The following is a 6,872-nucleotide window of genomic DNA, read 5'->3' as shown; positions in this document are numbered from 1 at the left end:
GTATCCATCCTATCAAATTGAATATGGCCGGTATCATACATTCTGTAAATACCAGATCTTGGTGCTTCAGTAATGAATTCTACGGTATCTTCCGTATGCTTCACAATAAGCTGACTCCAACCATCTATATTTTCCTGACGGGCCCAACGATTATTTATCGCTTCTATATCAAGATCATAATCAATATCCATCCATTCCAAAATATGAAAAACAAATAATGGGGCATCGGCTAGTGCAAAAACAGCGTGATTTGTGATGGAACTGGCTCCTGTTACCCTCGGATTTAATTCCCCCAGGTAGATCTCACCATTATCCTGGTCTATTAAGAAATCAAGTTCAAAATATCCTTTATAGCCTTCTTCCCGCAACTGGTTCCCGAATAACTGGGTATATTCTATAGCTTTATCTCTTAACTCGGGAGTAAAGGCGTTAGGATATATTTCGTTTCCACACCATCCACCTTCATAAGGGGTGAGTTCCTTAAAACCAACCAATTCTGTCATTAGCGGAGCTACGATCGTTCCATGTCTGGTTACACAAGCTTCTATAGCCGAACCTCTGCAACGAATACGCTTCATTACTTTAACTTCCTCTTCTTTTTCAATCTCTTCAGCGTGTTTTTCATACTCTTCCTCATTCGAAATAAAGAAAGTAGTATGTCCGGAATCTCCAAAAGGGGTTTGGATAACCAACTCATTTCCAAGATGCTTAGAAACCTCTCTTAAATGTTCATAATTATCTACTTTAGTCAGCACATAAGGCACGCAGGCCACTCCCGCTTTTTCGGCAATACGGTTCGTGTTTACCTTATTATCCAGGAAAGTTCGCATTTCGGCTTTTGGAAACATAATTTCCAGACCTAGCTTTTCTGCAAGTTCTTCGGTTTTCTCATTAAACATGAGGAACATCGCTTTACCGGATCTTCCGTCTATAGATCGTGTTTTTAGGTAATCCTGAACTTCAGGATGTTGCAATAGGTAATTATTTATATCCTCAATTCCTTCAAAATCATCATGTGGTATTTCTTTTTTTGGAGAAAACACATTGGGATGAAGACCGTCAAAACACTCGATATGACAAATAAACTTAAATCCTTTTATCCATTCGTCAGCTCCTAAAAGATTGAAATTTGTAGCACTGATAAAGTATAAAGGCTCTTCATTTTTATGAAAAGATCTTCTGATATCTGAAACTCCGCTTAGGACGTCTTCACCTGCATTTTGTGTAGAGACACTTTTCGAAACTTTTTTATTTTTTGCTTTTCTAACTCCAACTTCCTTTTTACTTTTTGTAGTCTTTTTAGTCTTTGTAGCTTTTGCCTGTTTATCTTTGGAAACCGTGCTGGCTTTTTTCTTTTTGTTATCTGAAGAGGCAGGAGACTTACCCTGCTGCGCCGTAGAATCTAACGGCACCGATTTCTTTCCCTTTAGAGGTTTCTCTTCGGTAACCTTTAGTTTTCTGTCCTTCTTAGCACTGCGTTCCGGGGATAACGGTTCTTTTTTTGGAGTGGTTTTCTTTTTATTAGCTGCTCCCTTAGTTTTAGAAGCTTTTGGTTTCTTGGATTCCATAATTTTAATTTTTTAAGTTAGTGATTTTTTTTTCGCAGTATTTCCCATAGAGCCCATAGAACTCACTGTCTTTTGGCGGTTTAGCACATTATCTTTAAAAATTCTTAGCCCGAGGTCTGCCCGGTAACCGTGAATTTCTGAAACATCTAATGCATTAAGAAACCTTATGATTTCTTTACTTACCACCTGCCCGGGTACAAGTACCGGAAATCCCGGTGGATAAGGGATTATAAAAGATGAGGCTACCAGGATTCGGTTTTCTTCCATCGCCGGCAAACAGTCAGTTAGCGGCATATATTCATAATTTTCTTCATTATAAGCGAGGAAAAACGCCTCTCTAATATTCCCGCCGGGAACCCCGGGTACAGCCTGAAAGGAATGGTGGAAATAACTAAAATCGGGCAATGGAGGAAAATCTTCGGTTAATGACTTAATACGCTCCCTACGGTTGTTGCCCTCTTTCTGACTAAGAGTTTTGAATTCATGGTCCAACTCATCAGCTATCTTTAATAATGCATTGGTTAAATAAGTTACACTTCCCCTGGTAGTTCCAATATTCGTCATAAACAACACCGTATTCCTGGAGGTTTTATTAATTTGAATATTAAATTTATCCATCAGGTACCTGTTTTTAAAGGTGTCTCCGTCTACACCGGTTCTACCTATGTGCAAGGTGATTTTGGTTGGATCTAATACAAATTCATCCTGCTCCCAGGCTGTTTCCATCCTGTTCCAACCCTCCTTTGGATTATAATATTCCTTTATGCCCGATTTACGGTATTCCTGCGGAATAAAATTGCCAATAGTTAATACATCAAAATATTTATTCAATTTCGGATGATCGTTAACCTTAGCTCTCAAGACCATTGCCAGTTCAATGCTTTTTTCTACCAGCTCATATCCTTCAAATTGTACCTGTCTTCGTCCTGCATCCAGCGATGCCAACATCTGGTAATTGGGAGATGTTGAAGTATGCGTCATATAAGCTTCCATAAAGGTGTTTTCGCTCTTTTTACGAAAATCTTCATCCCAAATATGTATCATAGACCCCTGACGGAAACTACTAAGGGTTTTATGGGTGCTCTGCGTAGAATACACCCGAATCCGCACCTCATCCGGATTTGGGAGGCTCGGAATTTCATTCTTTTTAAGACCTTTAATGTGATCGTTATATTCTTCCCGGTAACTATCGCTTTGGTATTTATCAAATAATTTTTGGGCAACGAACATTCCCGTACGTTGCTTATAATTATAGGTGAACCCGGCGAACGCAAACCAGGCTTCATCCCATAGGAAAATCATATCTGGCTTAATTGCCAGTACTTCCTGCATAACTTTTTCAACATTATATACAAGCCCGTCAAAAGTACAGTTGGTTAATAATAGCATTTTAACCAGGTTTAATCTTCCTGCCTGTTTTAACTGAAGTAATTTTTCTTTAATCTGCTTTAGAGGTACGGCTCCATACATAGAATATTCTTCTATAGGGTATGAATCCAGGTACACGGGATAAGCTCCTGCCAGTACAAGCCCGTAATGATGAGATTTATGGCAATCCCGATCTATCAAGATCACATCTCCAGGTTTTACTAAAGCCTGCACTACAATCTTATTGGCTGTAGAAGTACCGTTGGTCACGAAAAAAGTGTTTCTTGAGCCATAAGCATCACTGGCCTTTTGTTGCGCTTTTTTTAGGGAACCAGTTGGTTGCAATAAAGAATCTAACCCCCCGGTGGTAGAAGAAGTCTCAGCTAGGAACATATTGCGCCCGTAAAATTTGCCGAAATCGTTAATCCATCTCGATTTAAAAACCGAATTACCCCTGGAAATTGGCATCGCATGAAATATTCCGGTTGGTTTTTTACTGTAATCCTTTAAAGCTGAAAAAAATGGAGTTTCATAGCGTTCGCTTATACCCCGAATTACGGTAAGGTGGAGCTCTTGCAAATCTTCAGTTCGGTAAAAGATTCTTCTGAAGGTTTTTAAAGTACTGTCTTTAAGATTGCCTAACGCAGTATCGGTTACATAGTAAGTGTCTAATTCGGGCCTGAATTTTTTTACCATGGTTCCTAAAAATGGTCCTAGCTCGGTAGATGATTTAGTAGCCAGATTTAATTTCAGAATATTCTGAATAAAAGGTTTAATCAGAGGTGTGATCTTCTTTGAATGATAAGGAGGGGCATAACGAATCACCACAGCCTGGATATTAAAATTGAACTGAAGTGCAATTAAAGCATCTTCAAAAGACCGTTGTACCACGATGCCGTAAGCGAATTGTTCATTAGAAAGTCGTAACTCTTTTAGATCGTGCCTTAATTTACTCTCTTCTGCCTGAGAAACATCTTCAACGAACATAACTTCAAAATAATTTTTCCCGGCGTTTTCGTTATATTCATGTTTATCAGTAAGTTCTGCGCCCGGATCATCATCTTCTAAAAAATCCGGATTGCTTCTGTACCTATCACTTACCAGGTTTTTTGTGATCTCCCTAATTTTATGAGACAGTGCGGTATGTTCCTGTCTTTCTAACATCTCCCGAAGTGAATCTATACAGGACAAGCCCGGAAACGCAAAATAACATTCTACACCTTCAAGATCCTTTAAAAGCTGACGAAGATTTTTTTTATGTGACTTTTCATTTTCTGAACCTCTTTGGGAAGAATGGAGTTTGGCAGACTCATTTTTCAAGTTGTTCCAGGATTCTCCCCGAAGTTGAGCGATATTATAATAATGTGCACTATTTATTTTTTTCTCTGGCATAGTTATTCTTTTGAATGTAGGGCAAGTTTGTTTCCTTCAGAATCAATAAAAACGGCAAAATATCCGGACTCCTGATTAATTAGGGTTTTGGTCATTACTATTCTTCCCCCGGCTGCTTCAACCCTGTTTAGAATATTGTTTAGATCTTTTCCGGCGTTGAGATAAAGCAAGGGACCTATTATACCGGGAATTGAATTTGGTCCTGTAACAATCGCCCCTCCAACACCCTTTTCTACAGGGAAAAACGCCATTGCATAATTGCCGTCAAATTGAGTTTCCATATCTATTTTAAAGATGCGGTTATAAAAATTTACCGCCTGTTGAAAATTAATTGCAGGAATTTCAAACCAGCTTATAAAATCCTTTACAGGTTTTTCGTCTTTTTGTTTCTTTGGCGATGTTCCTCCCATAGTTCTTTTTTTTTAATTATTCTCCAAATCCTTTATATCCAGTAGGATTTTCCGGTGGTTCATATTCGTGTTCTTTCATTTTTAATTTGGCAAGCTTGTCTAACTTTGTAGGCTTTATGAGTGGGCCAAGAGAATTGAGATACGGTAACTGAACTCCCTTTTGGTAAATAACAAAATCTCCTATATGATCTCTAAAACTTTTTAAAGGTTGCCCCAAACGTAAAACTCCAAGCTCCCGACTTCTTCTCACACGACTGATATTAAGTTCTATCGGAAAGATTTCTTCATTGCCCTCAGCCTGATAAATAACCCGTCCATCTGGTCCGCAAACCAATGATCTTCCGTTACCACCAGACTCCAATCCGTTTACATCGAAGAAGTAACACTGATTTACCGCGGCCATAGCCCGCACAATAGACAATTCAATATCCCTGTCTATGGTTCCTGTCATGGTAGGATGCAATATCACCTCTGCTCCCATCACTGCCAGCGTACGCACTGTTTCTGGAAACCACATATCATAACAAATGGATAAGCCGAATTTCGCTACTCCCGGCACATCAAAAACACAGAATTCTGAACCCGGGGTCACTCCTAATTCATAGGGATAAAATGGAAACATTTTTCTATAACGCGTAACGATCTCACCTTCAGGATTAATCACTGTGGCGGTGTTATAGATTTTACCTTCGTTTTTTTCAAAGATAGAGCCAGGCAACAGCCAAACTCCGTGCTTTTTGGCCATAGCCTGCATCTCTTTTTCAAATTTACCAGGAATTTCCTGTGCGGTATGGGTTAAAGGGCCGTAGCCGCATAATTCACTAAAGACTACCATATCTACCCAGGGGTAAAGACTCATGGTAATATCAAGTTTCAGCTTCATCATCTCGACATTGGAGGCGACCGCGGAAACCTTCATTTGTATTCCTGCTATTGCAAATGGATTCATATATTTTTTATTTCTTATTATCCGTAGAAAATATTTTCCTGGACTCTTGTATTCTATCTCTTTTATATTTTTAGAAAAACCGCTATTATTTATTATTAGTAATTAATTCACGGCAAAACTGAGCGCATCATTTTCATTGAATGCTTTCCTAAAAAAACTTCAAGCCAATTTTAAAAACTTAAGTGTGTTTTCTTATTTGGTTCTCCAGAATATCCAGAGCTTTATTTAATTGCTCATCGGTTATTACGAGGGGGCACAATATTCGAATCACATTTTTAAAGGTACCGGCGCTTATAAGAATTAAGCCTTCTTCGGCACAACCTTTTACGACCTTATCGCACAGCTCCGTATGTGGATTTCCGGGATCGTTATTTTTTATCAATTCTATGCCAATCATAGCACCTAATCCTCTTACATCACCAATTTCAGGACAATCCTTTCTGAAATTCTCCATCCGGTCTGTGATGAGCTTACCTATATAAATTGCTCGTTCGTTAAGCTTTTCATCTTTCATAAACTGAATGGTAGCCAAAGCTGCAGCACAACAAACAGGACTACCTATATAAGTACCACCAATAGTACCCGGTGCCGCCGCATCCATAATTTCAGCGCGGCCAAGTACCGCGGCAATTGGAAGTCCGGAGCCCATAGATTTTGCATAAGTGCTTATATCAGGCTCTACCCCATAATGTTGCCAGCTGGCCCAATGGCCCGTACGGCAAAACCCGCTTTGAATCTCATCAAAAATCAATAAAACACCATGTTCGTCACAAAAGGAACGTAGTCCTTCCAGGTATTTTTGAGGAATTGGGTTAAAACCTCCCTCTCCCTGGATTGGTTCAACAATTATAGCGGCCACACTATTTATATCAACCATACTATGCGCGCTTTCTCTCAGCCTTTTTAGCTCCGTATCCACAAACTCCTCCATACTTTGTGAACCGTGATATTTATAAAAATTCGGAAAAGGAATTCGATAAACTTCCGGAGCAAAAGGCCCGGAAGAAAATTTATAGTTCACTTTACTGGTTAGGCTCATCCCCATAAGCGTGCGACCATGATATGCTTCTGTAAAACAGATTACCGCCGGTCTTTTTGTGGCCTGGCGGGCAATTTTAATGGCATTTTCTACGGCTTCAGCCCCGGTGCTGATAAGCATAACTTTTGTTTTCTCTCCGTGCGGAA

Annotated in this window: 5 protein-coding genes; all 5 read right to left on the bottom strand. The window is 39.4% G+C overall.

Annotated elements, in window-relative coordinates:
- The coding region (locus tag ACESK1_RS11305; RefSeq protein WP_372920286.1) for a biotin carboxylase at positions 1 to 1,568 on the bottom strand (1,568 nt) is incomplete at its 3' end.
- 12 nt (positions 1,569 to 1,580) lie between these two features.
- Complete coding sequence (locus ACESK1_RS11300; RefSeq protein ID WP_372920285.1) at positions 1,581 to 4,328, bottom strand: aminotransferase class I/II-fold pyridoxal phosphate-dependent enzyme; 2,748 nt, start codon at positions 4,326 to 4,328, stop codon at positions 1,581 to 1,583.
- A gap of 2 nt (positions 4,329 to 4,330) precedes the next feature.
- On the bottom strand, positions 4,331 to 4,738 hold the full coding sequence (locus ACESK1_RS11295) for a VOC family protein (RefSeq protein WP_372920284.1): 408 nt from the start codon (positions 4,736 to 4,738) through the stop codon (positions 4,331 to 4,333).
- A gap of 16 nt (positions 4,739 to 4,754) precedes the next feature.
- Positions 4,755 to 5,687: a carbon-nitrogen hydrolase family protein gene (locus ACESK1_RS11290; RefSeq protein WP_372920283.1), complete on the bottom strand. Its 933-nt coding sequence runs from the start codon at positions 5,685 to 5,687 to the stop codon at positions 4,755 to 4,757.
- Positions 5,688 to 5,865: 178 nt separating this feature from the next.
- Positions 5,866 to 6,872 (bottom strand): aspartate aminotransferase family protein (locus ACESK1_RS11285; protein ID WP_372920282.1); only part of this gene is annotated, 1,007 nt, incomplete at its 5' end.

Source organism: Salegentibacter sp. (assembly GCF_041642575.1).
GTDB lineage: Bacteria > Bacteroidota > Bacteroidia > Flavobacteriales > Flavobacteriaceae > Salegentibacter.
The sequence above is the reverse complement of the archived record's forward strand: the minus strand, read 5'-3'. Positions and strand labels throughout refer to the sequence as shown.

Bases quoted from the DNA above. Each gene is read 5' to 3' on its own strand.
- ACESK1_RS11295 (WP_372920284.1), bottom strand. From the start codon at position 4,738: ATGGGAGGAACATCGCCAAAGAAACAAAAAGACGAAAAACCTGTAAAG.
- ACESK1_RS11290 (WP_372920283.1), bottom strand. From the start codon at position 5,687: ATGAATCCATTTGCAATAGCAGGAATACAAATGAAGGTTTCCGCGGTC.
- ACESK1_RS11300 (WP_372920285.1), bottom strand. From the start codon at position 4,328: ATGCCAGAGAAAAAAATAAATAGTGCACATTATTATAATATCGCTCAA.